Source organism: Agrobacterium sp. 22-223-1 (assembly GCF_053522385.1).
The window spans coordinates 1,005,406-1,029,059 of sequence record NZ_JBNWCN010000001.1 but is presented as its reverse complement, the minus strand read 5'-3'; the positions used below and the strand labels follow the sequence as shown (position 1 = coordinate 1,029,059).

The 23,654-nt window shown below is 60.0% G+C and carries 23 protein-coding genes; 9 read left to right on the top strand and 14 right to left on the bottom strand.

The window, feature by feature from the left end:
- Positions 1–134: 134 nt before the first annotated feature.
- Positions 135–1,178, bottom strand: a complete 1,044-nt coding sequence (locus ACQZ60_RS05100; RefSeq protein WP_035259422.1) for an ABC transporter substrate-binding protein — start codon at positions 1,176–1,178, stop codon at positions 135–137.
- 290 nt (positions 1,179–1,468) lie between these two features.
- On the opposite strand from ACQZ60_RS05100, the gene ACQZ60_RS05095 reads away from it, so the two are divergent.
- The 6 genes from ACQZ60_RS05095 to ACQZ60_RS05070 all read left to right on the top strand — a co-directional run bounded on the left by ACQZ60_RS05095 (position 1,469) and on the right by ACQZ60_RS05070 (position 9,409).
- Positions 1,469–3,028, top strand: a complete 1,560-nt coding sequence (locus ACQZ60_RS05095) for a VOC family protein (protein WP_448734858.1) — start codon at positions 1,469–1,471, stop codon at positions 3,026–3,028.
- 167 nt (positions 3,029–3,195) lie between these two features.
- Positions 3,196–5,967: a DUF2339 domain-containing protein gene (locus ACQZ60_RS05090; RefSeq protein ID WP_448734857.1), complete on the top strand. Its 2,772-nt coding sequence runs from the start codon at positions 3,196–3,198 to the stop codon at positions 5,965–5,967.
- Positions 5,964–6,608: an HD domain-containing protein gene (locus tag ACQZ60_RS05085; protein ID WP_448734856.1), complete on the top strand. Its 645-nt coding sequence runs from the start codon at positions 5,964–5,966 to the stop codon at positions 6,606–6,608. Before ACQZ60_RS05090 ends, ACQZ60_RS05085 begins: the two co-directional genes overlap by 4 nt.
- 11 nt (positions 6,609–6,619) lie before the next feature.
- On the top strand, positions 6,620–7,462 hold the full coding sequence (locus ACQZ60_RS05080) for an MOSC domain-containing protein (RefSeq protein WP_448734855.1): 843 nt from the start codon (positions 6,620–6,622) through the stop codon (positions 7,460–7,462).
- Between the two features lie 73 nt (positions 7,463–7,535).
- Positions 7,536–8,042: a hypothetical protein gene (locus ACQZ60_RS05075; protein WP_035260323.1), complete on the top strand. Its 507-nt coding sequence runs from the start codon at positions 7,536–7,538 to the stop codon at positions 8,040–8,042.
- Positions 8,043–8,194: 152 nt separating this feature from the next.
- Complete coding sequence (locus ACQZ60_RS05070) at positions 8,195–9,409, top strand: MFS transporter (RefSeq protein WP_162934057.1); 1,215 nt, start codon at positions 8,195–8,197, stop codon at positions 9,407–9,409.
- Here ACQZ60_RS05070 and recO read toward each other — a convergent pair whose 3' ends face one another.
- The 9 genes from recO to ACQZ60_RS05025 form a co-directional block, all read right to left on the bottom strand.
- A complete protein-coding gene (gene recO, locus ACQZ60_RS05065) occupies positions 9,410–10,189 on the bottom strand; it encodes a DNA repair protein RecO (RefSeq protein WP_142778963.1) in 780 nt (259 codons plus the stop codon). It abuts the gene before it with no gap.
- Positions 10,190–10,258: 69 nt separating this feature from the next.
- Positions 10,259–10,636, bottom strand: a complete 378-nt coding sequence (locus ACQZ60_RS05060; protein WP_174056565.1) for a response regulator — start codon at positions 10,634–10,636, stop codon at positions 10,259–10,261.
- Positions 10,637–10,774: 138 nt separating this feature from the next.
- Positions 10,775–11,527: a Crp/Fnr family transcriptional regulator gene (locus ACQZ60_RS05055; RefSeq protein ID WP_035262671.1), complete on the bottom strand. Its 753-nt coding sequence runs from the start codon at positions 11,525–11,527 to the stop codon at positions 10,775–10,777.
- Between the two features lie 260 nt (positions 11,528–11,787).
- Positions 11,788–12,738: a GTPase Era gene (gene era / locus ACQZ60_RS05050; RefSeq protein WP_035262674.1), complete on the bottom strand. Its 951-nt coding sequence runs from the start codon at positions 12,736–12,738 to the stop codon at positions 11,788–11,790.
- A gap of 77 nt (positions 12,739–12,815) precedes the next feature.
- Positions 12,816–13,535 carry a ribonuclease III gene (gene rnc, locus ACQZ60_RS05045; protein WP_035218055.1) on the bottom strand — a complete coding sequence of 240 codons (720 nt, stop codon included), beginning with the start codon at positions 13,533–13,535 and terminating at the stop codon, positions 12,816–12,818.
- A complete protein-coding gene (gene lepB, locus ACQZ60_RS05040; protein ID WP_003496938.1) occupies positions 13,532–14,278 on the bottom strand; it encodes a signal peptidase I in 747 nt (248 codons plus the stop codon). The genes rnc and lepB overlap by 4 nt, the downstream gene beginning before the upstream one ends.
- Before the next feature lie 208 nt (positions 14,279–14,486).
- The gene (gene acpS / locus ACQZ60_RS05035; RefSeq protein WP_003521129.1) at positions 14,487–14,891 is read right to left on the bottom strand and encodes a holo-ACP synthase; all 405 of its coding nucleotides are present in this window, start codon (positions 14,889–14,891) and stop codon (positions 14,487–14,489) included.
- Positions 14,888–15,466 carry a DUF2062 domain-containing protein gene (locus ACQZ60_RS05030; protein WP_035262677.1) on the bottom strand — a complete coding sequence of 193 codons (579 nt, stop codon included), beginning with the start codon at positions 15,464–15,466 and terminating at the stop codon, positions 14,888–14,890. Before ACQZ60_RS05030 ends, acpS begins: the two co-directional genes overlap by 4 nt.
- A 443-nt stretch (positions 15,467–15,909) precedes the next feature.
- Positions 15,910–16,056 (bottom strand): hypothetical protein, encoded by a 147-nt coding sequence (locus ACQZ60_RS05025; protein WP_003496944.1) that lies wholly within the window; start codon positions 16,054–16,056, stop codon positions 15,910–15,912.
- Between ACQZ60_RS05025 and ACQZ60_RS05020 the strand changes: the two genes are divergently transcribed.
- Positions 16,055–16,207 carry a hypothetical protein gene (locus tag ACQZ60_RS05020; RefSeq protein ID WP_448734854.1) on the top strand — a complete coding sequence of 51 codons (153 nt, stop codon included), beginning with the start codon at positions 16,055–16,057 and terminating at the stop codon, positions 16,205–16,207. The two genes, ACQZ60_RS05025 and ACQZ60_RS05020, sit on opposite strands and share 2 nt — an antisense overlap.
- 46 nt (positions 16,208–16,253) lie before the next feature.
- Here the strand turns inward: ACQZ60_RS05020 and ACQZ60_RS05015 are convergent, their stop codons facing one another.
- Positions 16,254–18,488 (bottom strand): RelA/SpoT family protein, encoded by a 2,235-nt coding sequence (locus tag ACQZ60_RS05015; protein WP_026363476.1) that lies wholly within the window; start codon positions 18,486–18,488, stop codon positions 16,254–16,256.
- A 132-nt stretch (positions 18,489–18,620) separates the two neighbouring features.
- Positions 18,621–19,013: a DNA-directed RNA polymerase subunit omega gene (rpoZ, locus tag ACQZ60_RS05010; RefSeq protein WP_020009554.1), complete on the bottom strand. Its 393-nt coding sequence runs from the start codon at positions 19,011–19,013 to the stop codon at positions 18,621–18,623.
- Between the two features lie 392 nt (positions 19,014–19,405).
- Here rpoZ and ACQZ60_RS05005 point away from each other — a divergent pair, with 392 nt between their 5' ends.
- Together ACQZ60_RS05005 and ACQZ60_RS05000 are read left to right on the top strand one after the other, a co-directional pair.
- Entirely contained in the window at positions 19,406–19,975 is a 570-nt protein-coding gene (locus ACQZ60_RS05005; protein ID WP_003521125.1) for a LabA-like NYN domain-containing protein, read from the top strand.
- 217 nt (positions 19,976–20,192) lie between these two features.
- The gene (locus tag ACQZ60_RS05000) at positions 20,193–21,692 is read left to right on the top strand and encodes a methyl-accepting chemotaxis protein (RefSeq protein ID WP_448734853.1); all 1,500 of its coding nucleotides are present in this window, start codon (positions 20,193–20,195) and stop codon (positions 21,690–21,692) included.
- Positions 21,693–21,840: 148 nt separating this feature from the next.
- Here the strand turns inward: ACQZ60_RS05000 and smpB are convergent, their stop codons facing one another.
- Both smpB and dapA read right to left on the bottom strand, forming a co-directional pair.
- A complete protein-coding gene (gene smpB / locus ACQZ60_RS04995) occupies positions 21,841–22,323 on the bottom strand; it encodes an SsrA-binding protein SmpB (RefSeq protein WP_003524122.1) in 483 nt (160 codons plus the stop codon).
- A gap of 161 nt (positions 22,324–22,484) precedes the next feature.
- Positions 22,485–23,369 (bottom strand): 4-hydroxy-tetrahydrodipicolinate synthase, encoded by an 885-nt coding sequence (gene dapA, locus ACQZ60_RS04990; protein WP_448734852.1) that lies wholly within the window; start codon positions 23,367–23,369, stop codon positions 22,485–22,487.
- Positions 23,370–23,654 lie beyond the last annotated feature (285 nt).

Sequence of the window (23,654 nt, the reverse complement as noted above, 5' to 3'; positions counted from 1 at the left end):
GGGAGAAGGTGGCCCGAAGGGTCGGATGAGGGGGCAGCGCCAGCGATAGACCGAGAGCTTGCCCCCTCATCCCGCTGCCGCGGACTTCTCCCCGGCGGGGAGAAGAAGCATGCCGCACCCGCTCACTTCGTCCATTACGGAAGCATCCGTTCTTCCTTGGCAGGCAGGTAGGTCGCGTCGAAGACCTGCTCCGCCTTGACGTTGCCCTTCAGGCCGAGGGAAACTTTCAGCGTCTCGATGGAGGCGGAAAGCCGGGCCGGATCGACGCCGCCCATGCCGTTTTCCACAACATAGGGCGTCTTGATATTCATGCTGTTGGCCATGTTGAGGCGTTCAAGCTCGATGGCGCTGTCGAGCGTCTCGTTGCGCTTGAGCACGGCCGCCACGCCCTCTTCGGGGTTCTTGACGGAATCGGCGAAGCCCTTGGCCAGCGCTTTCAGGAAGCCCTTCACGGCATCCGGGTTTTTCTCTGCGAAATCAGTGTTTACCAGCACCGCATTGCCATAGAGATTCAAGCCGTGCTCGGCCATCAGGATGGTCGAGATATCGTCATCGGCGATGCCCTGCTTCTTGAGGTTGAGGATCACCGAAAAGGCAAAGCCGAAAACGGCGTCGACATCGCCCTTGGCGAGCATCGGTTCACGCACCGGAAAACCGATCGATTCGATCTTGATCTTGCTGTCATCGAGACCTGCGACCTGCTTGAAGGCAGGCCATTGCGCAAAGGCGCCATCCGGCGGCGGTGCGCCGAGCTTCTTGCCTTCCAGCGACTTCGGATCGCCGGTGACACCGAGCGACTTGCGGCCGACCACGGCAAAAGTCGGGCGTTCATAGACCATATAAACGGCCTTGATCTTCTGGCTCGGATCTTCGTCGAGGAACTTCATCACCGAGTTGATGTCGCCGAAACCCATCTGATAGGCGCCGGTCGCCACGCGCGGAATGGCTTCCACCGAGCCGTTGCCGCTGTCGATGGTGACATCGAGGCCTTCAGCCTTGAAGTAACCCTTGTCGAGCGCCAGCAGGAAACCGGCGGCGGGGCCTTCGAACTTCCAGTCGAGCGTGAATTTCACCGGCGTTTCGGCCCGCGCCTCGACGACCGGCAGCGAAAAACCAGCGGTTACACCGATGGCAGCAATGGCCAGAGCCCTGGTCAACAACCTGCGCGTTAAAATCATCTATTCCCCCTGATGGTTTTGTTGGATTGGTTGCATAAGACCCAATTCCAGCCCTCAAGGCAAGATAAAATTGCATACAAAATAGCCGTTATTTTGTATGCTTATTTTATATGCACAAACGCGCACAAGGCAGGCAAAAAGCCGGCATTTTGCCCATCGCGCATGCAACGAAGCGAAAGCGGGATCGTTCACGCAGAGAACACAGCGTTCTCATTTGCCGGGGTTGCGGATCAGGGGCAGCGTGCGACAAATAGGGCCACGAACAGCAGGCGAAACAGCGGGACGGCAAGATGAATTCTGCACTGGGAATACACCACATCACCATGATTACCCGGAAGGTGCAGGCGAATGTGGATTTTTACGCCGGCTTTCTGGGCCTGAGGCTGGCCAAGCGCACGGCCGGTTTCGAAGACGCCATGCAGCTGCACCTGCTTTATGGCGACGATATCGCCTCGCCCGGCTCCCTTCTCACCTTTCTCGTCTGGGAAGATGGCGGCCAGGGCCGTGTCGGTTACGGCCAGACGCTGGAGATTTCCGTGGCCATCGATCCCGCCGCCATCGGCTTCTGGCTGACGCGGGCGCTGAAATTCGGCATCCGCGCCGAAGGCCCCTCCGATGAGTTCGGCGCTCCGGTCATCCGGCTGAAGGATCCTGACGGCCTGATCGTCAAGCTGGTCGGCACCCACGCCTTTGCCGATGCGACGCCGCATGTGACGGACGATATTTCCGCCGAGGACGCCATTCGCCGCATCTATGGCGCGACGGTGCTGAGCGAAGTGCCGGAAGAAACCGTGGCGTTTCTGGAGAAACATTTCGGTTACCGGCAGGAAAGCCAGGCAGGCGCAATCCGCCGGCTCGTTTCCGACAGCGGCGACATTATCGATGTGCGCGACGCCACCGGCTTCTGGTCCAGCGCGCCGGGCACCGGCACCGTCGATCATATCGCCTTCCGAGCAAAGGACATGGATGAGCTGAACGCGGTTCATACCGGGCTGAAATCGCTGAATTCCAGCACCACCAATGCCCATGACCGCAAATATTTCCACTCGCTCTATGTCCGCGAACCGGGCGGCGTGCTGATCGAAATGGCGACCGACGGGCCGGGCATGACGGTGGACGAACCGCTGGAAACGCTCGGGGAAAAACTGTTCATCCCACCGCTCTTCATGAAGGACGAGGCGGATGTGCGTGTCGCCCTGCCGCAATTCGCGATGCCGGGCGAAGAGCGCATCGTCTATCGCGACCTGCCCTTCGTGCACCGTTTCTATACGCCCGAGGAGCCGGATGGCAGCACCATCATCCTGCTGCACGGTTCCGGCGGCAGCGAAACCAGCCTGATGCCGCTGGCGCACCGGGCAGCGCCCCGCGCCACACTTCTCGGCGTGCGCGGCCGCAGCACGGAAGAAGACATCGCCCGCTGGTTCCGCCGCAATCCCGATTTCAGCTTCGACCAGAAGGATATCGCCTCGGAAACGGAAGCCTTCGCCGCCTTCGTGGAGGGGGCGATACGGTCCTATGGTCTCGACCGTTCGAAACTGAAGTTTATCGGTCATTCCAATGGCGCAAATTTCTACGCGGCCTTTGCCGCGCTTTATCCCGAACTTGCCGGAGACGCCCTGCTCTATCGCCCGATGCCGGTTCTGGAAACATGGCCGCAGACCGATCTTTCCGGCCGCAATGTCCTGCTTGTGGCGGGAGAGCGCGACAAATATCTCGACAAGGCGCACGAATTGCAGGGCCGGCTGGCGGCGAGCGGAGCAAGAGCCGAAATGGAAACGGTCGAAGACGGGCATGAGCTCGGGCTTGCCGATATCGAAGCGGCGCGGCGCTGGCTGGCGGATGTTTCCTGATTTTCGAGCGATACGCATGAGCCGAGCCGGTGCCGCCAATTTCCTCTCCCCGGTGGGGAGAAGAAACAAGCGGCTTACTCCCTCGCCAGCCGCATCCGTCATCAACCGGACCTTGCATAAATTCACCAAAAGGGCTTTAAAAACAGCTTCGTAATTGGAGAGTCCGTTTGGAAATCCCGCTGTTTATCCTCGCCCTCGTCGCGGCCTTCATCTACACGCTGGTCGCGAGCATCCGCAATTCAAGTCGAATCAAGTCGCTGGAACGGGAAGTTCTCAGTCTCAAGCGGCTGATGGCTGCGGGCGTGACGTCGCCTGTGGCGGCGCAGGCGGAGAGCGCGGAATCCACGGCAAAATCGGATCTCGAGGCGGAAGAGCAAAGCAGGACGCCTGCGGAAGACGCAGCCTTCCAGGCTGAATACGCCTCCGAACCCCAGCAAGCCGCCGCCATGGCGCAGGCGGAAGACGCCGTCCGCGAGGAAGCACCTTCCGCTCCTGCGAGCGATACGGCATCCGCACCGGCAACGAAGGAAAGCTTCGAAAGCCTGCTCGGCGCGCGTTGGGCCGTCTGGGCCGGCGGGCTGGCGCTGGCGCTCGGCGGTATTTTCCTCGTCAAATATTCGATCGAATCGGGGCTGCTCAGCCCGGCGGTCAGGCTGTCGCTCGCCGCCATTTTCGGCCTCGTCCTCGGACTTGCAGGCGAGGCTGTCCGCCGCAAGGCGGTGCCGGGCATCGCCGCCACCTATTCCAACGCCATGATACCGGGCGTGCTGACGGCGGCCGGCGCCTTGACGCTGTTCGGGGTCGTCTATGCCGCCTATGGCATTTACGGCTATATCGGCCCCGGCATGGCTTTTGGCCTGCTTGGGCTCGTCGCCTTCGCCACCATCGGGCTTTCGCTGCTGCACGGGCAAGCGCTGGCCGGTCTCGGCCTTCTCGGCTCCATGTTGACGCCGGCGCTGATTTCCACCGAAACGCCGAATATCTGGGCGCTCTTTGTGTTCCTAACCATCTCCTGGCTGGCAACAGCGGCCGCGGCGCGCAGGCAGGGCTGGACCGTGGTTCCCTCTCTCGCCAATGCCGGCCTCGGCCTCTGGACGCTCGGCTATATCGGATTTTCCGAAACGATCAGCGCCGAACCGCCAACGCTTGCCCTGCTCGTCATGCTGGCGGGAACCATATTCCTCTGGCCGGGCAAGACATTCGACACGCCGCCTGCCGAGGCCGGCGAAACCGCCGCTCCCGAGCGACGCGCCATCCGCGCCATGCGGCTTCTGCTGCGCCCGTCGCTCGCCATCAATCTCACCGTGTCGATGGCCGTGATCCTGCCGGCCATCGGCTTCCTCTTTGCCGATGGCGGTATCGACACCCATCCGGCGCTCATCGTTTCAGCGCTCATCGCCGCCCTTGCGGCCCTTGGCGCCGCCCGCCACTATGCGGTCTGGCCAGCCATCATCGCAGCGCTCGGTGCGCAGGCTGCCGTGTCGCTGATGTCGCGGCAGGGCATCGACTTCATCGGCCTCATCAACGATACGTCCGTGTCCCTTCCGCCCGTGTCGGTCGGCTACACGGCGGAAATCGCCATGGCGCTCGGCCTTGGGGCCGTCTTCGTGCTCTGCGCCTTCTCCTTCCTGAAACGCAAGGGCGCTGACGATGCGGATTTCGGCCAGCTCTGGGCCGGTATCGCAGCACTTTTCCCGGTCTGGCTCGCCACCGCAAGCTTTGTCGAATACGGCAATCTCGGCCGCGACTGGCTGCACGCCGCCTATGGCCTTGGCCTCGGGCTGGTGTTGCTTGCAGGCGCCGAGTGGCTGCACCGGCAGAACAACGAGGCCTATCGCAAGCCGCTGAACATCCTTGTGCTCGGCTCCTTCGCCGCCTTTGCGCTTTGCCTGCACACGCTGACGGAGGGGCTTGCGACGACCGTTCTGCTCTCCGTCATCGGTTTCGTTTATGTGCTCGCGACACGTTACCGCAACTGGGATGTGCTGCCATGGGTGATGGCCGTGGCAAGCGTTGCCGTTCTCGGCCGCATCGCCTGGGAACCCACCATTGTCGGGCCGCAAAATCTTGGGCTCACGCCGGTCTTCAACGCGCTTCTGCCGGGTTACGGCATTCCCGCACTGCTGGCCGTCGTCTCGGCGTGGCTTCTGCGCGACTGGCCGGGGGTCAGGGCGAAGAACTTCCTGCAGGCGATTGCCAGCGTCATGGGACTTCTCGCCGTCGCCATCCTCATCCGCCACGCGATGAATGGCGGCACGCTGGATGACAGCGTGCCGACGCTTGGCGAACAGTCGATCTACACGCTGCTGACCATCGGCTTCTCGGGTGTCTTGATGACGCTCGATCTCAAGAGCCCCAGCCCCGTCTTCCGCTATGGCTCGATGATTGCTGGCGTGATTGCCGTCATCAACGTGCTGACGATGCATTTCTTCACGCTCAACCCCTATTTCACCGGTGAAAATACCGGCAGCATTCCGTTCCTCAACCTGCTGCTGATCGGTTACCTGTTGCCGGCGCTCGCCTATGGCGGCCTTGCCTATTATGCGCGCGGAAAACGTCCGCCGCCCTATATCAGCATGCTGGCGGTGGCCGGTGCGGCACTCGGCTTTGCCTGGGCCACGCTTTCGGTGCGCCGTTTCTGGCAGGGCGAGAACATCGCCGACTGGAAGGGTTTCCTGCAGGGAGAGACCTACAGCTATTCGGTGGTCTGGCTGCTGATCGGCGTGTTGCTGCTCGTGCTCGGCTCGCGCTTCAATGCCCGCAGCCTGCGTCTTGCATCGGCCGCCTTCGTGCTGATCTCCGTCGCCAAGGCCTTCCTGATCGACATGAGCAACCTCGAAGGTGTGCTCAGGGCGCTGTCCTTCATCGGGCTCGGCGCGGTGCTGATCGGCATCGGCCTGTTCTACCAGAAAATCCTCACCCGGAAGCCGCAGGCATGATCGCGGCCGAGGCTTTCGCGCCCTATGCGGCGCTTGCGCAGGACCTGATACCGCACGCCGCCGATGCGGGCGACGGCTCGCATGATCTTGCCCATATTCACCGCGTCTTCCGCAACGCCATGCGCATCCATGCGGGCGAAGGCGGCGATGGCACCGTGCTGGCCGCCAGCGTGCTGTTGCATGATTGCGTGGCGGTGGAGAAGAACTCGCCGCTCCGCGCGCAGGCCTCACGGCTGGCGGCAGAAAAAGCCTCGGGCATTCTCGAGTCTCTCGGCTGGCGACGGCAGGATATCGACGCCGCCGCCCATGCCATCACCACCCACAGCTTTTCCGCCAATATCGAGCCGCAGACGCTGGAGGCAAAAATCCTTCAGGACGCCGACCGGCTGGACGCCATCGGTATGGTGGGGGCGGCGCGCTGCTTTTATATTGCCGGGCGCATGGGCTCGGCTCTTTACGACCCGGCCGACCCGCTGGCGAAGGAGCGGCCGCTTGACGACCGCGCCTTTGCCATCGACCATTTCGAAACCAAGCTGTTCAAGCTGGCCGACGGCTTTCGCACCGAGACGGGCCGGCAGATGGCCAAGGCCCGCCATGAGCGGCTGAAGCAGGTGCTGGACCTGTTTCTCGACGAGATTTGAGGAGACCCGAGATGCGTGTGACCGAACTCAACATCTATCCGCTGAAAAGCGCGCGCGGCATTCCCCTCTCCGAAAGCACTGTTTCGGCCGAAGGTCTGCCGGGCGACCGTCGCGCCATGCTCATCGACCCCACCGGCCATTTCATCACCCAGCGCGAATTGCCGGCCATCGCCACGGTTCTGGCCCGGCACGAGGATGGCGGCACGGCGCTTTCTCGGGAAAAGGGCGGCGAGGTTCTCGCAAGGCCTTCCGGGGAGCGCATGGATGTGGCGGTGTGGAAATCGATCGTCAGCGCCAATATCGCCGATGGTGAGACCAACGATACGCTCTCGGCATGGCTGGGGCGCGAGGTGAAGCTGGTGTTCTTCGACGACGCCTCCAAACGCATTGCAAGCCTCGAATGGACCGGCAACGAAACGCCCGTCACCTTTGCGGACGGTTACCAGATCCTCGTCACCACCACCGCCTCGCTTGCCGCGCTGAACGACAATATGCGCGCCAATGGCGAGGACGCGGTCGGCATGGAGCGCTTCCGGCCCAATATCGTGCTCGATACGGACGAGCCATGGGCCGAGGACCGCTGGGCGGCCATCGAGATCGGCGGCATTCGCTTCGATCTCGTCAAACCCTGCGCCCGTTGCATCATGACCACGCAGGACCAGACGACCGGCTCCCGCGATGTGCCCTCCCCCATGAAAGCCATGGGCCGCATCCGCATGTCCGGCGACCGGCGCGTGCCCGGCCCGCTGTTCGGCTGGAACGTGACGCCGCGTGGTGAAGGCAGGCTGTCGGTTGGCGATGTGGCGAAGGTGATCGAGGAAAGGCCGGAAGGCTGGGCGATCAAGCGGCGTTAGTTGGAGACTGTAGTTTTAAGTTGATTTTCGAATAACAAAAATCAATCATGGGTTTATTTTCAGGAGATGTTCCATGGTCGATTTTTTCAATGTCATTTCAAATAATCATATATCCGTCGTAGCAACGATAGGCATATTGATGTGCGTGTCGGGTTTGCTTCTGTGCTTCTTTTCCGGTGGCAAAACACATGGGCTCCTGCTTGCTCTTGTCGGCGCCGTTTTTACCGCTCTGCCCTTCATCACCAGCATGAAGGTCAATAGGGACGGATTGGAGATTTTGACCAATAGCCAGAAGGCCAATATTGAACTGGCGACGACCGTAGCCAAACAAACGCAAGCCATCGAGGAAGTGAAACAGGGGCTGGCAGCACTCAACACCGTGGTGCAAACATTTGCCAGCACGCCTGCCGCCGGGTCGGATAATTCCTTTACGCCAAAGATAAATTGGCTTCAAATCCAGAAGAATCTGAGCTCGTCGATAGACAAATCAGACTCGCTCCTGGGCGATATTCAGCAGCGGCAGCAGAGCGTTGAGGATATTCTCGGCAAAAACGAGGCTCTGATAGGCAAGATGCGCTGACAGCGTCTTATCAATCCCATGAATAGTGGCCGTCAAGAAAAGTCGCTAGTGGGACCGGCTGACAAAAGATAATATTCATCTCACCGTAGCGGAATCCGCGGCAAGCCATGTCCCTCTTTTGGGGGGCGGGGCGCCGCGATGGGGGAATATTCATGTCGCAAGCCACACGCCAGACCATGCCCTGGCTGATTATCGCCGCCGGGTCGCTGATCGCGGTCATGACCTTCGGCCCCCGTTCGGCCATGGGCTTTTTCCAGCTGCCGATGCTCGCCGATACCGGCTGGGACCGCTCCACCTTCGGTCTCGCCATGGCCCTGCAGAACCTCTTCTGGGGGCTCGGCCAGCCCTTCTTCGGCGCCATCGCCGATAAATACGGCACGGGCCGCGTGCTCGTGCTTTCCGGCCTGCTTTATGCTGCCGGCCTCATCTGCATGTCCTTCGGCACCTCGCCCTTCTGGCTGCATTTCGGCGGCGGCGTTCTCGTCGGGCTCGGCATTGCCGCCGGCTCCTTCAGCGTCATCCTTTCGGCCTTTGCGCGCCATGTCACGCCGCAGCAGCGTTCGCTCGCCTTCGGCATCGGCACCGCGGCGGGCTCAGCCGGCATGTTCCTGTTCGCGCCGATCAGCCAGGGCCTGATTTCCACCTATGGCTGGTCGGACAGCCTCGTCTGGCTTGCCGCGATGATGATGCTCGTGCCGCTGCTCGCCTTTCCGATGCGCGGCAATTCCTCTTCCGGCAGCCAGTCGCAGGCGCAGTTCCAGCAGACGGCGGGCGAAGCGCTGAAAGAAGCGCTCGGCCATAAAAGCTACCTGCTTTTGACCACGGGCTTTTTCGTCTGCGGTTTTCAGGTGGCCTTCATCACCGCGCATTTCCCGGCCTATCTCGGCGATATCGGCATCGAACCGCGCTACGCCGTCATCGCCATGGCGCTGATCGGCTTCTTCAACATCATCGGGTCGCTTGCCGCCGGCGTCATCGCCCAGCGTTATTCGAAGCCCTATCTGCTGGCCTATATTTATCTCGCCCGTTCGGTTGCCGTCACCGCTTTTCTGCTTCTGCCGCAATCGCCGCTTTCGGTCATCATCTTTGCAGCCGTGATGGGCATTCTCTGGCTTTCCACCGTGCCGCCGACCAATGCGCTGGTGGCGATCATGTTCGGCACGCGCCATCTCGGCATGCTCGGCGGCGTCGTGTTCCTGTCGCACCAGATCGGCTCGTTCCTCGGCGTCTGGCTCGGCGGCTTCCTTTACGACAGGCTGGGTTCCTATGATCTCGTCTGGTGGCTGGGCGTCGGCATGGGGATTTTCGCGGCCATCGTGCATTGGCCCATTCAGGAGCGACCGGCTCCGAGGCCTGCAATGGCCTAGTCAGACAGCCTTATCGAGGGCGGGCGGCATCGCCCTGCCCTCCGTTGCCCTGCGCTCAAGCGCCTTCAGCGCCGCCTGCACGAAACCGTCGCGGGCGGCGTTTTCGTTGAAGCCACGCGGATCGTAGACATGCCGATTGAGGAAATGAGCGGTGAGGCGGAAAGCAGCCGCAAGACTGTCAGGATCGGCGGCCTTCGACTGGCCTTCGCTCAAGAAAGCCGGAAGCGACAGCATCCGCTCCGCATAGGGCGCACCTGCCGTGCGGCAAACCGCCCTGCCCGTTTTCGGCGATACATAGATGAGGTCGGTGCGCAGCCCCGTCGCCGCACATTCGGTAAGATCGAGCCCGAAACCGAGTTCGTTCAGCACCGCCAGTTCGAAGCGCACGAATAACTCCCCGGCATCGACGGGGTCATGCAGATTGTCGAGAATGATATCGAGCGCCTGATAGAGATGCGGGTGCGGATCGCGCTCCGGCAGAAGCCTGAGCAGAGCGCCCATGGCCTGTACGCCATAAACGGCGGTCGCCGTTTCCATCAACTGCGCAGCGCGCAATTGCAGCGGCTCGATGCGGAATTCACCCAGATGATCGTGAAGGCGCGCCCGCCAGATGACATCCACCCGGTTGCCCGCCTGTAGCACGGGCTGCATGCTGCGAGAACGGCCGGAACGCACCAGCCCCAGATGGCGGCCACGCGAAGGCGTCATCACCTCTGCGATGACACTCGTCTCGCCATGGCGTTTGACGCCGAGAATGATTGCCTCTTCCTGCCACTGCATGAAACGCGTCCGAATTTCGATTCAGGATTTCGATTCAGGCCCGATCATACCCGATCTGGCGGCAAAACGTTATTCTTTTACGGCATCGTCGGCCGTGCCGACGAGGTTGAGAACGAAATCGATAATTTCGTTTTCCCCGAAGGGTTTGCCGAGCAACGGCGCGTGCATGAGATCTTCCGGAAAACCGGTCGTGTCGCCATAACCGCTGACGAAACCGAAGGGAATGCCCGCATCGCGCAGCCCCCGCGCGAAATCGTAGCTCTTGCCGTCGGTGAGGCTGACATCGAGAAGCACACAATCGGCGCCGTCCTCTTCGACGGCCTGCCTCGCTTGCGCAAGCGTGGTGGCGATGGCGACGGATTCCACCCCCATGGACTGGAGAACCGCTTCGACATCGAGCGCCACCAGATATTCATCCTCAACGATGATAACCCGTTGTGGCACCATATGTTTTCTTCTTCCCAAAAAAAGACGACCGCACGGCTCGAAGCTGCGGTCTCCGACATGATTCTCCCGTGAGATATCACGACAGGAGTCGCAAATTACGGCTCCACCGTCATTTAAAAAAGACATGTCAAAGGAAGATCAGATGAAGGGTCTTTGCCGCTTTTCATCGCTTTCCCAACCCGCCACGTTGGTCAAGCCGGCATCGTCCAGCACCAGACAGCCCTTGTCCGTCCACCGGATGAGACCGCGATCGACGAGCTTTCTCAAGGTCTTGTTGGTGTGAACGATGGACAGGCCGAGCGTATCGGCAACGTGTTGCTGGGTGACCGGGATCGGTGTTTCGCCGGGGATGAGATTGACCGCTTTCGCCTTGCGGTAAAGAAACGCGATCAGATAGGCGGCGCGTTCCAGCGCGGTGCGCCGGCCGATACTGAGGAGGTGGCTGTCCAGCATGCGTTCCTCGCTCGCCGCGATCCAGGTCAGGTCATAGGCAAGCGTCGGATGATCGGTGAAGAGGTTGTTGAGGCGCGACCGCTCGAAGACGCAGAGCGTCACCGGCGACAGCGCCTCCACCGAATGCTGCATTTCCCCCATCACCGTGCCCTGCAGACCGACGAGATCGCCGGGCATGACATAGTTGAGGATTTGCCGCCGGCCGTCCTCCAGCGTCTTGTAACGAAAAGCCCAGCCCTGCAAAACGGTGTAAAGATGGGCGCTGTGCGAGCCTTCCATCAGGATGACGGAGCCGCTTTCCACCGCAAGTTCCCCCGTCTTGAAACGCGAGACGAAATCCAGTTCGGAAGAGGAAAAATCCCGGAAATGCGGCAGGTCGCGCAGGGGACATTGCTGGCACGGGGTGGTGGAAATTCCGTTCGGTTTTTTTGGCGACATGAATATCCGTCATCGAAAAAGGTTGCGCCCAATTGTTTTGGAACAACCCGCCCGAACGTATTCGGTTCCCGATGGTGAGTGAAGATATTCAGTTCGTGCTTTGTGCGTCGCTCCGTTTCCCCCACTCTCCCTCATTCCTGTGCTCATCACAGGAATCCAGCCGACGCGCGTCTGCGCGGCGAGAGAGTCTTTCCAGCCCAAGGACTTGGGTTGGCTGGATCCCTGTGACAGGCACAGGGATGAGGTAGGATGCCTGGTAACTAGCCCCGCGGGAACTCCAGTCCCATTTCACGGAAGCGCTCGGGGTCGTCGCCCCAGTTCTCGCGCACCTTGACGAACAGGAAGAGATGCACCGGCTGCTCGAGGATTTCCGACAGCTCCTTGCGCGAGGCGGTGGAGATGGCCTTGATCGCATCGCCGTTCTTGCCGAGCGCGATCTTCTTCTGGCTGTCGCGCTCGACATAGATCACCTGCTCGATGCGCACGGAGCCGTCCTTGCGTTCTTCCCACTTTTCGGTTTCGACGTGTGAGGCGTAGGGAAGCTCCTGATGCAAGCGCAGGAACAGTTTTTCGCGGGTGATTTCGGCGGCGAGCTGGCGCATCGGCAGATCGGAAATCTGGTCTTCCGGATAATACCACGGGCCTTCCGGCAGCTCGGCAGCCAGATAGTTCATCAGGTCCTCGCAGCCCGAACCGTTGGTCGCCGAGATCATGAAGGTGCGGTCGAAGGCGACCGTCTCATTGGCGGCGGCGGCGAGCTTCAGCAGGTCTTCGCGCTTTACCTGATCGATCTTGTTGAGGCAGAGGATTTTCTTCTGCGGAACATCCTTCAGACCTTCGAGGATGGTTTCCGCATCGCCCTTCAGGCCGCGTTCGCTGTCGATCAGCAGCAGGATGAGGTCTGCGTCCTTCGCGCCGCCCCAGGCGGAGGTGACCATGGCGCGGTCCAGCCGGCGGCGCGGCTTGAAGATGCCGGGCGTGTCCATGAAAACGATCTGGGCATTGTCGTGAATGGCGATGCCGCGCATCACAGCGCGCGTCGTCTGCACCTTGTGGCTGACGATCGAAACCTTGGCGCCCACCAGACGGTTCACCAGCGTCGACTTGCCGGCATTTGTGGGGCCGATGAGGGCGACAAAGCCGGAGCGGGTCGGAAGGGTTGCATCTTCGCCAGTCATGGCGGGGTTTTCGTGATCGGTCATGATATCCATTCAAGGTCAGAGGTATTCAACATGCGGCCAAAGGGTCCGCCATGCGCTCGATGTTCAGCACCCGGTTCGCCGGGCGCTCAGTTCCGGGTGGAGGTCTTCTGCCAGACGCCTTCGCGTTCCAGCAATCTTGTTGCCGCCACCTGCTCGGCCGCGCGCTTGGAGCGCTCGACGCCGGTTTCCGGCTTCACGCCGGGAATTTCGACAGTCACCGTAAAGCGGGGATCGTGATCCGGTCCGGAGCGATCGTCAACCCGGTAAGAGGGCGTGGTCGCAAATCTGGCATGCGCCCATTCCTGCAACTCGGTCTTGGCGTCGCGCCGCCCGGCATCCACGCTGGTGGCGCGGCCCTGCCAGTATTTCAGAATGAATTTGCGCGATGCTTCCAGCCCGCCATCCAGATAGATGGTGGCGATCAGGCTTTCGACCACATCGGCGCGGACGTTCAGCATCGCCTTGCCGGTCAGCTTCTTCACATCCGAGCCGGTGCGGATGAAATTATGCAGGCCCATCTCGTCGCCGATCGCGGCGCAGGATTCGGCGCTGACGAGCTGGTTCAGACGAACCGAAAGCTCGCCTTCGGTGGCGTTGCGGAAGGTGGAGAACAGCAATTCGGCGACGCAGAGACCGAGAACACGGTCGCCAAGAAATTCCAGCCGCTCGTAATTGCCGGCCGCCGCCGAGCGGGCGCTGGCATGGGTCAAGGCCCGGTCGAGCCGGGCCTTTTCCTTGAACTCATATCCGATCAACGCTTCCAGACGGGAAATCTCGTCCGCCGAAAGCGGCTTGGTCTTGCTCATTCCACAACCTTGAAGAGGCGGTCCCAACGCATGTTGGCCGGCCATTCCCAAATGCGGCTGAACGGCGTGTCATTGCCCAGCGAGAAGAAGATAACGCTGGCGCGGCCGATCAGGTTTTCTTCCGGTACGAAACCGACATCGAAACGGCTATCGAGCGAATTGTCGCGATTGTCGCCCATCATGAAATAATGGCCTTCCGGCACCACGAATTCGCGGGTGTTGTCGCCGCGCGAGTCGGGCGATTGATCGAGCGTGTCGTAGGTGACGCCATTATCCAGCGTTTCGCGGAAGACAGGCACGTTAGCGCCCGGATCGGCGCGGTAATCGGAGGTGAAGGTGCCATCGGGCTGCTTCGGCACCGGCTGGCCGTTGATGAACAGCACGCCGTTCGTCACCTGGATACGGTCACCGGGCAAGCCGACGAGACGCTTGATATAATCGACCTCAGGATTGGGCGGCAGGCGGAAGACCACGACATCGCCGCGCTTCGGCTTGCTGAATTCGAGAATGCGGCCCGAAAACAGGTTCGGCGAAAAGGGCAGCGAATATTTCGAATAGCCGTAGGAGAACTTGTTGACGAAAAGATAGTCGCCGACCAGAAGCGTCGGCATCATCGAGCCGGAGGGGATGGTGAAGGGCTGAAACAGCACGGTGCGGATGACCATGGCCAGCAGCAGCGCCTGAATGATGACCTTGACGTTCTCCCAGAGGGCGTTCTGCTTCTTTTCAGCTTTTTCCGACACTTAAAGACCTGCCTGATTGTTTCCCAGCTTCTTCGGCTTCACGAAGGCTTCCGGGCCGTTGTTTGTCGCGCCTGCGGCGGGTGAAGCGGTTTCACGCAGCCGGCAACGCTTTCATATTTCTGCGACTTCTCTAGAACCTTTCCAGCCCGAAGGGAAGCGCTTCTGTGACACGTCCGCAAATAGGACGCCAATGCGGCTTCACCGGGTCTTACCCGTTCACGGGAAGCGCCTCGATAATCACAAATGCCTGAGCGTAAGGAAAATCGTCCGTGATCGTCAGGTGAATATTGGCGCGGTGGCCGGCAGGCAGCAGCGCCGCCAGCCTTTCCCCTGCCCCATTGGTCAACACCATGGTCGGCTTGCCGCCCGGCAGATTGACGACGCCCATATCCTTCCAGAAAACGCCGTTCGCAAGGCCGGTCCCCAGCGCCTTGGAACAGGCTTCCTTGGCGGCGAAACGCTTGGCATAGGAAGCGGCGCGGTTCTTGCGGCCATCGGATTTGGCGCGCTCGATATCGGTGAAACAGCGATGAGTGAAGCGCTCGCCGAAACGTTCGATCGATTTTTCAACGCGGCGGATGTCGATCAGGTCGCTACCCAATCCAATGATCATTTCAACATCTCCAGAGAAGCATTCTTGTTGGCGGCGCGATGCGCGAGATTTTCCATCTTGCGGCGCTGGAAACCGCTGATGAGACCATAGACGGCGATATAGGCGATGACCGCGCTGATAACGGCAGGAAGCAGCGCGCCGATGGTCATGGGCTCCAGCACCGGCGTCCATATCTGCCGGAATTCTAGATGGCTGAACAGCGCCACGAAATCCACATGCGCAGCGCTTTCCGTCTTCTGCCGGCCGAGGATGAAGTGCCCCAGCTCCCAGGTGGATGCCCAGATGAAGGGAAATGTCAGTGGATTGGCAAAGGTGGTGCCGAGCGCCGCCGCCACGAGATTGACGCGCATGAGAAAACCGAGCGCCATGGCGATGATGATATGAACGCCGAGAAACGGCGTCCACGCCACGCCGACACCGAGAGCGACACCGGCGGCAACCGAATGCGGAGAGGCGGAAAGCCGCAGAAGGCGCAGCTTCATATAGCGCAACGAACGGGAAAAACCCGTGCGCGGCCAGAAGAGGTCGCGAATCTTCTCTGAAAAACCAACGGGTTCACGGCGGCGAAACGGCATGGGGGCAGTCTATTTCATCGCCCCGGCCGCGCCAAGAGCATCATAGACGGCACGGAGATCTTTTGCAGGCGTATTTCTTCCGTCATTTCGGCCTTGAGCTGGCGGCAATGCCGCGCGGCTTCACCAGATGAGTACGAACCTTGCCGGACACTCTGACGTCATCCTCGGGCTTGTCCCGAGGATCTGCAACCGATTGATTTAATTCGACGTGATTAGATCCTTGGGACAAGCCCAAGGATGACGTCGGGGAAATACGCACCCTCTCGCCTTCAACTTCGCTTCAAAAGCAAAGTGTCCTGTCATTTAGACCGGGCACCGGTGGACGCCCGCTTGAAGCGCGCATTCACATAGTTTTGCAGGATACAGGGGCGAGCGTGCCAACAACGACCATGCACCCTCCGAGTCTCATACGCATGGCGATGGGCTGCCATGCGCTGAGTGCATTACCGGCGGAACAGGCCGCGGTCGATTTCGCGCTGGCGGAATTCCAGGTCGACATTCGATACCGAGCCGCTGAGATATTCGAATTCGCGTTCCTGGGTGGTCTTGCCACGAACGGCGCGGGCGATCTTGCGAAGCGGAGTAAACATGATTTTCGGTCCTTTCGGTTTGGAACTGGCGTTTCTCATCGGTGTTTATCCACCGGCACGCCGCGTTTCCTTCTCTTCAATTTCTGAGGAGAAAATAGTCGTAAACCACTTCCACGACCAGAGACAGGAAAAGGCCGCTGCCATGCGTTGAACGCATAACAACGGCCTTTCGGTATCTTCAAAGGATCAAAAATGCCTCAATCGAAGGCACGCGTCACCGTCGAGACGCAGTCGAGATCCTTGAGCTGCGACAGAAGCTGGTTCAGCTGCCTGAGATCCCAGACTTCGACATCCAGCGCCAGCTCGGAGAAATCCGTGCCGATGCGGACCATGTTCAAGCCGCGAATATTGACATCGAGCGTGGCGATGGACTGCGCCACGGAGGCGAGCGTGCCCGGCTCGTTTAGCGCATTGATCATCACCCGCGCCATGAAGCGCGACTTGTTCGCCTCATCGAGATCCCAGCGGACATCGATCCAGCGCTCCGGCTCATCGTCGAAACGCTGCAGCGCCGGCGCCTGAATGGGATAGATGGTGATGCCCTTGCCTTTTTCCATGATGCCGACGATGCGGTCACCCGGAACGGCGCCCGCCGCTCCGAAATGCACGTCGACATTGCCGGAAAGGCCACGGATGGGCAGCGGGTCGGGTCCATCCAGCATTTCGGCCGCGCCGTCATCTTCCAGAACGGAGCGCGACTTTCCGGGGATCTTGAAGACCATGCCGGAGGCGCTGCGCATGTTGAACCAGCCGTCGTCACCGGTCATCTTCACCGTAACGCGCTCATCCTGATAATCCGGATAGACCGCGCGCAGCACATCCAGCGAGGAAACCTCGCCGCGCCCGACGGCAGCGATCGCGTCTTCCACATCCTTCTGCGCCAGACGATGCAGCACGGGCTTCAGCGCTTCCCGGGAGAAGGCCTTGCCGGCGCGCTCGAAGGTGCGCTCCAGAATGCGATAACCGAGGCCGGAATATTGCTTGCGGATCGCCATGCGGGTGGCGCGACGAATGGCCGAACGGGCCTTGCCCGTCACCACCACCTCTTCCCATGCGGCAGGCGGCACCTGCACGCCCGAGCGGATGATCTCCACCTCGTCGCCATTGTTGAGCCGGGTCACGAGCGGCATGATCCGCCCGTTGATCTTGGCGCCAACCGTTGTGTCGCCGATATTGGTGTGCACCGCATAGGCGAAATCGATGGGGGTCGCACCGCGCGGCAGCGCAATCAGCTTGCCCTTGGGCGTGAAGCAGAACACCTGATCCTGGAACAGTTCCAGCTTGGTATGTTCGAGGAATTCTTCCGGGCTGTCGCCTTCGGCGAGCGATTCGATGGTGTGGCGCAGCCAGGAATAGGCGTTGCTTTCCCGGGAGAGCAGGTCGCCCTCCCCGTTTTCCCCGTCCTTATAGAGCGCATGCGCGGCAATGCCAAATTCGGCGATCTCGTGCATGCGCTTGGTGCGGATCTGCAGCTCGATACGCTGGCGCGAGGGTCCGACGATGGTGGTGTGAATGGAGCGATAGTCGTTCTGCTTCGGCGTGGAGATGTAATCCTTGAAGCGACCCGGCACCACGCGCCAGCGGGTGTGCACGATGCCCAGCGCCCGGTAGCAGGCGGGAATATCGTCAACCAGAATGCGGAAACCGTAAACATCCGAAAGCTGCTCGAAGGAAAGCGACTTCGCCTGCATCTTGCGGAAAACCGAATGGGGCTTTTTCTGCCGCCCTTTTACGTTGGCCCCGATCAGGCCGTTCGCCACGAGAAGCTCGCGCAATTCGTCCTCGATCTTCTTGATCAGGCCTTCATTGCGCGTTTCCAGTTCCTGCAGGCGGTTGGTCACCGTCTCATAGGCTTCCGGGTTGAGATAACGGAAGGACAGGTCCTCCAGCTCGTCGCGCATGTCCTGCATGCCCATGCGGCCGGCGAGCGGCGCATAGATTTCCATGGTCTCTTCGGAAATGCGGCTGCGCTTGTCGGCCGGCATGTATTCCATGGTGCGCATATTGTGCAGGCGGTCGGCGAGCTTGACCAAGAGAACGCGCACGTCGTCGGAAATGGCGAGCAGCAGCTTGCGAAGGTTTTCGGCCTGTTTCGCCTTGCGGGTAACGAGGTCGAGCTTCTTGAGCTTGGTGAGGCCTTCCACCAGCCGGCCGATATCTTCGCCGAACAGCTCGTCGATTTCCGCGCGGGTGGCGGTGGTGTCCTCGATCGTATCGTGCAGCAGCGCCACCGCGATGGTCGATTCGTCGAGATGCATTTCTGTGAGGATCGCGGCAACTTCCAGCGGATGCGAGATATAGGGGTCGCCATTGGCCCGCTTCTGCTGGCCGTGTTTCTGCATGGCGTAAACATAGGCCTTGTTCAGCAGGGCCTCATTCGCATCCGGTTTGTATTTTTGAACCCGCTCAACGAGTTCGTATTGCCGCATCATGCGATATTCCACAAAAAGAAAGCGCGCCAACCTTGGGGTCGGCGCACAATGCTGCATCAATAGGGATCAGATTATGACGGCAACTATTGACAGACGGTAACCACCGCCTGCCAAAGGCGTCATAAAGTCAGATCAATAATCGTCATTTTTTTCCGGCGGCACAAGGCCTTCGATACCGGCCAGCAGTTCTTCTTCCGACATCTGGTCGAAAGTGACGGTTTCCGGCTGGTCGTCGTCTTCGCCATCGGCAATAGCGGAGGCGGCGAGCGTGACCGGATCGGGCTCGGGCTCGTCCACTTCCACATGCTTCTGCAGCGAATGGATGAGGTCTTCCTTCAGATCGTCGGGAGACAGCGTCTCATCAGCGATTTCGCGCAGCGCAACGACAGGGTTCTTGTCGTTATCGCGGTCAACCGTGATGGAAGAGCCCTGCGAAATCTGGCGCGCACGGTGGCTGGCGAGAAGCACCAGCTCGAAACGGTTGTCTACTTTATCAATGCAATCTTCTACTGTGACGCGGGCCATTGCCTGTCCTTTGTGGGTCGTAATGTCGTGGATCAGAGCGCGGTGCGATATTAGCGATGCACCGGCTGTGCCCTAACCTATTGAATCTGCGCCTCGCGCCTTGCGAAAAACACTCAAGATTTCTCGTGACGAAGCTTTCCAGCTTCCGATACAGCCATTGGCCGCGGAATTCAAGTTTTTCCTGTATTTGGCGTCTTTTGGCAACTTATCCGCCATGTTTGGCGTCTGATGAACAAAATGTCTAGAAGAATTGTCTTGGAATACGGGGGAAGGTAGCTTACTTAAAACGCAACGGCGATGCGCAAAATTCGTTGATACGACATGATTTTTTGCGTTAGCGACCGGAAATAAAAGCCAGATAATGGCCTTTCCAAAAAAAGGAATGGGATGGAATGTTCGATCCACGGGAGAAAATTGCGCTCTTCATAGACGGAGCCAATCTTTATGCAGCATCGAAAAGCCTGGGGTTCGATATTGACTATCGCAAGCTTCTGAAGGCGTTTCAGAAGCGTGGCTATCTGCTGCGCGCCTATTATTACACCGCTCTTATCGAAGATCAGGAATATTCCTCGATCCGCCCGCTGATCGACTGGCTGGATTATAACGGCTACAAGGTCGTCACCAAGCCCGCCAAGGAATTCACCGACGCACTCGGCCGCCGCAAGATCAAGGGCAACATGGATATCGAACTGGCGGTCGACGCCATGGAGCAGTCAGAGACCGTCGATCACCTGGTGCTGTTTTCCGGCGACGGCGATTTCACCACGCTGGTGGATGCGCTGCAGCGCAAGGGCCGCAAGGTTTCCGTGGTTTCCACCATGGCCACCCAGCCCGCCATGATCGCCGACGATCTGCGCCGCCAGGCCGATCACTTCATCGATCTGATGACGCTGAAGGCCGAAATCGGGCGCGACCCGAACGAGCGCCCTGCCCGGCACGCCGAAAGCCCGGAAACGATCTGATCCCGGCTTTCTCATCGCTGATATTTCAGAAACGCGCCCGTCGCAAAGACGGGCGCGTTTTTGTTTGACACCCTGTCGGCAGGGCAAAAATTCCCTTTGGAATTAACAACCGTCAAATCCGGCCAGTCGAAATTATATCTTGGTTAATTTTAGACGTATCTAAATCACGCAACGGCACCAGCGACGTGATTTGGGTGTCAAAGCAGGATGACTAGACATGCATGGCCAGACAAAAACCGACCGACAGCTCGATGAAAGACTGAATTTTCTGGGGCTCGGCCACGAGCAGCGGCAAAATCTTTCAGACATGAAGGGCGTCATCACCGGCTCTCTCGATGCGTCTCTGGATCGTTTTTACGCGAAGGTTCGCTCAGTGCCGGAGACGGCGAAATTCTTCGCCAACGACGCGCATGTGCAGCACGCCAAGGGCATGCAGCTCAAACACTGGGCAAGGATCGCCTCCGGCACATTCAATGCGGATTATACCGATGCCGTAACCGCCATCGGCCGCACCCATGCGAGGCTGGGGCTGGAGCCGAGATGGTACATCGGCGGTTATGCCCTGATGCTCGACGGCATCGTCAAGGCCCTGATCGAGTCCGAATTGAAGGGCTTTTTCATGGAAAAGAAGGCCAAGAAGGTGAAGGACGCCTTGTCGGCCACCATCAAGGCCGCCCTTCTCGACATGGATTATTCGATCTCCGTCTATCTCGACGTGCTGGCCGCAGAGCGGCAGAAGGTGGAAGCCGAACAGGCGCAGATGAAGAAGGAACAGGAACACGTTCTCGCACTGCTCAACAGCGCCCTCGACAGGCTGGCGAATGGTGACCTCACTTCCAGCATCGGCGAAAAGACCGCACCGCAATTCGAAGGGCTTGTCGCCAATTTCAACGCTGCGGTCGGCAATCTCTCCGGCGCATTTGCGCAGATCGTCGAAGAGGCGAACAAGATTTCCGGCAATACGCGCGAGTTGACTTCCGCGACCGACGACATGGCCCGCCGCACGGAGCAGCAGGCCGCCGCCCTTGAGGAAACCGCCGCCGCCGTCGAGGAAATCACCACCATTTCCAAATTGTCGGCGCAGCGTTCCGAAGAGGCCAAGACCATTGTCGAAAGCTCGGCCGTTGAAGCCGCGCGCTCGCGCGATGTGGTGACGGAAGCGGTGAAGGCGATGGGGGCCATCGAGGACTCATCGCAGAAGATCACCCAGATCATCTCCGTCATCGATGAGATTTCCTTCCAGACCAACCTTCTGGCGCTGAATGCCGGGGTGGAGGCCGCGCGCGCCGGCGAGGCCGGCAAGGGTTTCGCCGTCGTCGCCCAGGAAGTGCGTGAACTCGCACAGCGCTCCGCCACCGCCGCGAAGGAAATCAAGACGCTGATCGCCAAGTCTTCCGAAGACGTGATGCAGGGTGTTTCGCTGGTCAACAAGACGGGCGAATCCTTGAATACGATCGGCAACAAGGTGGATCACATCCAGGAACATATCGCCTCGCTGACCAAGGCGGCGCAGGAACAGTCTGTCGGCATTCAGGAAATCAATGCCGCCATCAACAGCATGGACAACCTGACCCAGAAGAATGCGGCCATGGTGGAAGAGACGAATGCGGCGACGCATAATCTGAGCGATGTCAGCGCCAATCTGGCGGCGCTTGTCAGCCGGTTCAGCGTTTCGACGACGAAGGCGCATGTGGAGCGGACGTACCGGGCCGCTTGAGGGGCATCAGGCACCTCCCTCTCCTCATTCCTGTGCTTGTCACAGGAATCCAGCCGACACGCGTCTGCGTGGCGAAAAGAGTCCTTTCAGCCCAAGGACTTGGGCTGACTGGATTCCTGTGACAAGCACAGGAATGAGGGAGGAGGCTTTACGCGTTGCCACCCTTCAGCAACCGCGATTTCTGCCGGTTCCAGTCGCGTTCCTTCTCCGTCTCGCGCTTGTCGTGCAACTTCTTGCCCTTGGCGAGCGCCAGCTCCAGCTTCGCGCGGCCCCTGTCGTTGAAATAGATCTTCAAGGGTACCAGCGTCATGCCTTCACGGTTGATGCCGGCGCGCAGGCGGTTGATCTCGCGCTTGCTCAAAAGCAGCTTGCGGCGGCGGCGCGGTTCGTGGTTGAAGCGGTTGGCCTGCAGATATTCCGGCAGGTGGGAATTGATGAGCCAGATTTCATCGCCCTCGTCCGAGGCGTAGGATTCGGCGATATTCGCCTTGCCTTCGCGCAGCGACTTGACCTCGGTGCCGGTCAGCACGAGCCCTGCCTCATAGGTGTCGATGATTTCGTAGTTGAAACGAGCCTTGCGGTTTTCCGCAACGATCTTGTTCACCACGCGCTGGCTGCCTTTGGGGGCCATGATATTTCAATCCCTTGTTTTTCTTATTGCGCCTTCGGCTTACCGCCGAGAGCGGTTTTCGAACCCCTATTTAATGTTGTCGCTGCGAAAAGAAAAGGCGCACCGAACGGCTTCTGTTGCGAAGCGGTTCATGGCGCGCCTTAAACGCTTTCAGGCCTGTCTCAGTTCATCAGGCCGGCGTGCTTCAGCGCCGCATCGATGGCCGCTTCCGTCGCCGGTTCCAGCGTGCTCATCAAAGGCGAGCGGACCCGGCGATTGCCGGCGCGCGTCTTCGAAAGCGCATATTTGGTGCCGCAGACGCCGGGCTCCATGAAGATGGCCTTGTGCAGCGGCATCAGGCGATCCTGATAATCCAGCGCCTTGGCATAATCGCCGGCGAGCATCGCCGCCTGGAACTCCGAACAGAGGCGCGGCGCGACATTGGCGGTGACGGAAATGCAGCCGACACCGCCATGGGCGTTGAAACCGAGCGCCGTGCCATCCTCACCCGAAAGCTGGATGAAGTCCTTGCCGCAGGAAATGCGCTGTTCGGAAACGCGGTCGATCTTGCCGGTTGCATCCTTCACACCGACGATGTTCCTGTGCGCCTTGACCAGCGCGCCCATGGTTTCCGGCGACATATCCACCACCGAGCGCGGCGGGATATTGTAGATGACGATAGGCAGCTTTACCGCTTCGGCGACAGCGGAGAAATGGGCGAACAGGCCCTTCTGGGTCGGCTTGTTGTAATAAGGAGTGACCACCAAGAGCGCATCCGCGCCGGCTTCCTGCGCATGCAGCGCAAGCTCGATCGCCTCATCGGTGTTGTTGGAGCCAGCGCCCGCAATGACCGGAACCCGTTTCGCCGCTACCTCGATGCACAGCTCGACGACACGTTTGTGCTCGTCGTGGGAGAGGGTTGGAGATTCCCCCGTCGTGCCCACGGGCACAAGTCCGTTGCTGCCTTCGGCGATCTGCCATTCCACATGGGCGGCAAATGCCTGTTCGTCCACAGCGCCATTGTCCGTGAACGGGGTAATGAGGGCGGGAATTGATCCCTTGAACATGCAAAGCTCCTGGCGCCGAGCCGGTTCATGCTTCGGCCGCATTCGATGGTTAAAACCGGCACACATTAGTGCCAGCCCTTGGCGCCGACAAGCGCAAAGGCAGGGTATTTTGTCCGAAATTGTCGGAAGTGTGACAGTCTCCGGGCTGCAATCGGCAAGCATAAAAAGCAGGCGTCGAAATGAGACGCCGCTCGCGGGACGGTGAATAAAAGTTGATTGAATTGCAGGGCGGCGATTAACATTTCATTAAGCCTGAAATCCCAAGATTTCCGGGTGGGACATCAG

Excerpts from the sequence above, each read along its gene's own strand:
- ACQZ60_RS05100 (WP_035259422.1), bottom strand. The coding sequence starts at position 1,178 with ATGATTTTAACGCGCAGGTTGTTGACCAGGGCTCTGGCCATTGCTGCC.
- ACQZ60_RS05095 (WP_448734858.1), top strand. The coding sequence starts at position 1,469 with ATGAATTCTGCACTGGGAATACACCACATCACCATGATTACCCGGAAG.
- ACQZ60_RS05085 (WP_448734856.1), top strand. The coding sequence starts at position 5,964 with ATGATCGCGGCCGAGGCTTTCGCGCCCTATGCGGCGCTTGCGCAGGAC.
- ACQZ60_RS05080 (WP_448734855.1), top strand. The coding sequence starts at position 6,620 with ATGCGTGTGACCGAACTCAACATCTATCCGCTGAAAAGCGCGCGCGGC.
- ACQZ60_RS05075 (WP_035260323.1), top strand. The coding sequence starts at position 7,536 with ATGGTCGATTTTTTCAATGTCATTTCAAATAATCATATATCCGTCGTA.
- ACQZ60_RS05070 (WP_162934057.1), top strand. The coding sequence starts at position 8,195 with ATGTCGCAAGCCACACGCCAGACCATGCCCTGGCTGATTATCGCCGCC.
- recO (WP_142778963.1), bottom strand. The coding sequence starts at position 10,189 with ATGCAGTGGCAGGAAGAGGCAATCATTCTCGGCGTCAAACGCCATGGC.
- ACQZ60_RS05060 (WP_174056565.1), bottom strand. The coding sequence starts at position 10,636 with ATGGTGCCACAACGGGTTATCATCGTTGAGGATGAATATCTGGTGGCG.
- ACQZ60_RS05055 (WP_035262671.1), bottom strand. The coding sequence starts at position 11,527 with ATGTCGCCAAAAAAACCGAACGGAATTTCCACCACCCCGTGCCAGCAA.
- era (WP_035262674.1), bottom strand. The coding sequence starts at position 12,738 with ATGGATATCATGACCGATCACGAAAACCCCGCCATGACTGGCGAAGAT.
- rnc (WP_035218055.1), bottom strand. The coding sequence starts at position 13,535 with ATGAGCAAGACCAAGCCGCTTTCGGCGGACGAGATTTCCCGTCTGGAA.
- acpS (WP_003521129.1), bottom strand. The coding sequence starts at position 14,891 with ATGATCATTGGATTGGGTAGCGACCTGATCGACATCCGCCGCGTTGAA.
- ACQZ60_RS05030 (WP_035262677.1), bottom strand. The coding sequence starts at position 15,466 with ATGCCGTTTCGCCGCCGTGAACCCGTTGGTTTTTCAGAGAAGATTCGC.
- ACQZ60_RS05020 (WP_448734854.1), top strand. The coding sequence starts at position 16,055 with ATGATTTTCGGTCCTTTCGGTTTGGAACTGGCGTTTCTCATCGGTGTT.
- ACQZ60_RS05025 (WP_003496944.1), bottom strand. The coding sequence starts at position 16,056 with ATGTTTACTCCGCTTCGCAAGATCGCCCGCGCCGTTCGTGGCAAGACC.
- ACQZ60_RS05015 (WP_026363476.1), bottom strand. The coding sequence starts at position 18,488 with ATGATGCGGCAATACGAACTCGTTGAGCGGGTTCAAAAATACAAACCG.
- rpoZ (WP_020009554.1), bottom strand. The coding sequence starts at position 19,013 with ATGGCCCGCGTCACAGTAGAAGATTGCATTGATAAAGTAGACAACCGT.
- ACQZ60_RS05005 (WP_003521125.1), top strand. The coding sequence starts at position 19,406 with ATGTTCGATCCACGGGAGAAAATTGCGCTCTTCATAGACGGAGCCAAT.
- ACQZ60_RS05000 (WP_448734853.1), top strand. The coding sequence starts at position 20,193 with ATGCATGGCCAGACAAAAACCGACCGACAGCTCGATGAAAGACTGAAT.
- smpB (WP_003524122.1), bottom strand. The coding sequence starts at position 22,323 with ATGGCCCCCAAAGGCAGCCAGCGCGTGGTGAACAAGATCGTTGCGGAA.
- dapA (WP_448734852.1), bottom strand. The coding sequence starts at position 23,369 with ATGTTCAAGGGATCAATTCCCGCCCTCATTACCCCGTTCACGGACAAT.